The 3,877-nt window shown below is 67.8% G+C and carries 3 protein-coding genes and 1 pseudogene; all 4 read left to right on the forward strand.

Annotation, left to right across the window (positions count from 1 at the left end; translation table 11 throughout):
- Positions 1-412 (forward strand): group II intron maturase-specific domain-containing protein (locus BBK14_RS34965; protein ID WP_275078464.1); only part of this gene is annotated, 412 nt, incomplete at its 5' end.
- A gap of 129 nt (positions 413-541) precedes the next feature.
- Positions 542-1,462 (forward strand): annotated as a pseudogene (locus BBK14_RS09065) (IS3 family transposase); the annotation flags it as partial.
- 473 nt (positions 1,463-1,935) lie between these two features.
- Positions 1,936-3,081, forward strand: coding sequence for a glycosyltransferase family 2 protein (locus BBK14_RS09070; protein ID WP_338045442.1), 1,146 nt, complete (start codon positions 1,936-1,938; stop codon positions 3,079-3,081).
- Positions 3,082-3,228: 147 nt separating this feature from the next.
- Positions 3,229-3,477 (forward strand): hypothetical protein, encoded by a 249-nt coding sequence (locus BBK14_RS09075; RefSeq protein WP_071060982.1) that lies wholly within the window; start codon positions 3,229-3,231, stop codon positions 3,475-3,477.
- The last annotated feature ends 400 nt before the right edge of the window (positions 3,478-3,877 follow it).

Here is a 3,877-nt window from a genome sequence, read left to right on the forward strand (position 1 = left end):
GAAGAGAGGCACGCGCGAGCATTACGTCTACTCCTACCCGGCCAAGAAGTCCGTCAGGGCGGTCACGGCCAAGGTGAAGGCGGTGTGCCGCGAGGTCGAGGTGAATCAGCCCTTGGACGATCTGATACGCAGGCTCAATCCTGTGTTGAGGGGCTGGTGCGCCTACTTCCGGCCCGGAGTGTCGTCGGTGACCTTCRCCTACCTGAAGCACTATGTGTTCGAGACGGTATGGCGGTGGATACGCCGTAAGCACCGCCGGTCGACCTGGAAGGAACTGCGCCGCCACTATTGCGGTGGCGGATGGTGGCCAACAGGCCAGGACAGGGAGCTGTTCGACCCGGAGAAGGTAAGCACCACACGTTACCGGTACCGAGGGTCAGTCATTCCATCACCTTGGCCTGCGGCTGCCTGACGAGCTCCCACGAGCTTAGCGGGACCTGCGGAGCGCCCGGTGCCTTGAAAGGGGCACGCCGGGTGCGGGAAGCGGCCCGGGAAAACGGGCCAGCTGAAAGGCTGGTACCGCGTCCCGGGCCGACTTCACCGACCCGCGACTGCCGCGGTAGTCGCGTTCATCGACCAGCACAAGGAAGACCTCGGTGGGGTCGAGCCGATCTGCGATGTGTTGCAGGTTGCCCCGTCGTCGTACTACGCCGCGAAGAAGCGGCCGCCGTCGGCGCGTTCGCTGCGCGACGCTGAACTCCTCGTCGAGATCGAGCGGGTGTGGAAGGAGAACTACGAGGTGTACGGCGCGCGGAAGGTGTGGCGGGTGCTGAACCGGGAGGGGATCCCGGTGGCCCGGTGCACCGTCGAGCGGCTGATGCGGACGGTTGGGCTGACCGGGGCGCTGCGTGGTGGGGCCAGGCCCCGTACGACCCGTGCCGACCCGGCCGCGCCGAGGCCGGCGGACCTGGTGGACCGGCAGTTCACCGCGGACCGGCCGAACGCGCTGTGGGTCGCCGACTTCACCTATGTTCCGACGTGGGCGGGCATGGTGTACGTGGCGTTCGTGATTGACGTGTATTCCCGGAAGATTGTCGGCTGGCGGCTCGACACCACCATGCGCACCGACCTTCCTCTCGACGCGCTGGAGATGGCGATCTGGGGCCGCAAAGACCAGCCACTGAACGGTCTTGTGCACCATTCCGACAGGGAATTCGGTCAATATACGTCTATCCGCTACACCGACCGGCTTGTCGAGGCCAGAGCGACACCGTCAGTCGGGAGCGTCGGCGATTCATACGATAACGCGCTCGCCGAGTCCGTGAACGGACTGTACAAGACAGAGCTTGTCCACCGCAAGGGGCCGTGGCGTACCGCGGACGATCTCGAACTCGCGACGTTCGAGTGGGTCGACTGGTACAACAACCGGCGGATCCACAGCGGCTGCGGAAACATGCCGCCCGCCGAGTTTGAATCCCTCTTCTATCTCCAGAGCGAAGCTGATATAGTCGCCGAAGTGTAAGCATCCGGCCCTCTACGGGACCCGGGGCGGTTCACAGGGTGCGGGGCGTTGCCGCAGGTGCGGCCGGCGGTGCTGGTTGAGTGCGGCGCCCGAGCGTTGTCGGCGGCTCTGACGGGAACCGGAACCCGGTGAACTCGGACACCGGAACCGGCGGACGGACGGGATGGAGAACCATCACTCGATCATTCCCGGCGAACGCTGCAAAGACCGCGGAACCCATCGATGCAACAGTGCCCGCGGGCCGGCTCTGCCTGATACGAGCATTGCGGCTGGTCTCCATCTAGATCCCGTCCACCGAGTATCGATGGGGACCCGCGGTCGGTGGCACAGGTTCCAGCCGATATGCAGATTCTCGGGGACTTTTCCCGCAAGCGGTAGAACGCGAAGCCGTATGGGGCCCGTTTCGTGCCGGGCGCAGCGACTCGCCGTGCGGCGTTCCAGAGCGGCAAGGAAAGGCTGTCTAGGGTGTAACTGTGCCGGAGTCGCAGGCTGCGCGAACCCGGCCAGCGCGGCCCGGATTGCAGTGCGGCAATGGCCGGGCCGAAGGCGGTGATCGTCGCGCCGTCACGTGTCTATGCGCCCTCGACCGGCTCCGTCCGCCGATTGGCCAGGCGGGGCACCGTAGTGTCAACCTAAGGTGGATCATGCAGAACCTGTTGGCGGTCGTTGTCTCCTACGGCGGATCGGCCCACCTGTACGGCCTGCTGGCGACTCTGACTGCCGTGCCAGGCTGCCAGGTCGTGCTGATGGAGAACCATGTAGGGACGAGGCATACGCGGCTGCCCGACGGAGTGCGTCTTCACCAGGGGCATGGGAACGTCGGGTACGGCACCGCTGTGAACCTGGGTGTGCGGCTCCATCTGGACGACCACCAACCACCGGACTGGGTGCTGGTCGTCAACAGCGACGTCGTCCTGCCGGCGGACACYGGAGACATGCTGCCCAAGCTGCTCGGCGAGGCTCCGGACGACGCTGGTGCTGTCGGTTTCCCCATCCGGACCGGGGATGGGAGGCCGGGGCGTGAAAGCTCGGTGTTGCCGTCGCCGCGGACCAACGCCTTCATGACCATGCGGGGTGAGGCCGCAGCGGAAGCGCGCTGGCCGGAGCTGCGTTACCCGGTTGGAGCGTTCTTCGCGATCCGTGCCGCAGCGTTTCTCCGGCTCGGCGGTTTCGACCCATCCTACTGGATGTACTACGAGGAGACCGATCTGTTCTGCCGCCTGCGCAGCATGGGCGGCCGCATCGTCTGGGCGGACGAGGCGTGGCATGTGGTGCACGACGGCGGYGCGACCACCGGTTCGTCGCCGCTGTTCCACTGGGAACTTGGACGGTCGGCGGCCATTTACTTTCGCCGGCACCGGGACACCCTTGGTCTGAGCTGGCCAGGTGTGCACGCCGCTCAACTCGGCGTTCTCGCCGCCCGCAAGCTGGTCACGGGCCGCCCAGCGGCTACGGCCCGCGCGCTGCGGATTCTGCGTGGTCTGGTCGCCGGCTTGGCGCGTCCGGAATGGGAGCCACCGCACCGATCGGTGTGGCGGGTGGTGCCCACCGTCACCCGCACCCGGATCGGCCTGCTGTCCAGCGGGGCCGCGCAGGGATGCGTTGAGTCGATCCGCTGATCGGCGAGGCGGTTCACCACGACGACCGGCTGCCGCCCGGCTTGCCGGGACTGGCCGCGCCTGCCACGGCGGCCAGGACAACGATCTCGTAGTCTGCACGGCAGCCACCGCCAGCGGCGCGCTCCAATCGTACGAGCCGCTCGGGCCGTGACAACCACCGTCCTCGGCCTGTTCGCCGTCGCAATGGTCGGGTTCGGTGACCTGCTCACCTACGGCGTACTTGTCGCCGCAGGGACGCTCGGCGTAGCGGCAGCTGCCGTCCGGCCGCGCGGCCGGCTCTCCCCGGCCGCCGGGCACCGCCTCCGGATTGGCGCTCTGGCGCTCGCGGCAACCGGAACCATCGCCGGAGGGAATGGGGTGCCGCCTCAGGGCACGAGGGCCGGGACCTGCGGTTGAGACATCGCCCCGGCGGCGGTGACACTCCGTTACCGTCGCGCCGTTGGCTGCCTTGAGACGCGGGTGGGACGCGGCCAGAACGATGTTCATCGGCTGACGGCGGCCGATCCGCCGTCCCACCCCGGGCCACCGCAGCGCGGGAATCGGACGTTCACGGCGTCGCCAGGGCCGATCGCGGGGTGGGGTAGGTGTGGACGTGTCTGCACGGGCCCGTGGTGTCCGGGGGCGTGGCGCGTGCGGGCCCCGGTCCTGGCCGCGGCTGGCGTGGCGCTGGCGTTGGCGGGCTACCTTGCGGACCACGGGGTCAGGGAGCCGCCGGAAAATAACTCCGGTCTTTGATCTACGTGGGAGATCGTGGGACGCTCCGGCGCGTGGAGCGGGTTGACGAGGTGGTGTTCGC

Source organism: Parafrankia soli (genome assembly GCF_001854695.1).
Classification (GTDB): domain Bacteria; phylum Actinomycetota; class Actinomycetes; order Frankiales; family Frankiaceae; genus Parafrankia; species Parafrankia soli.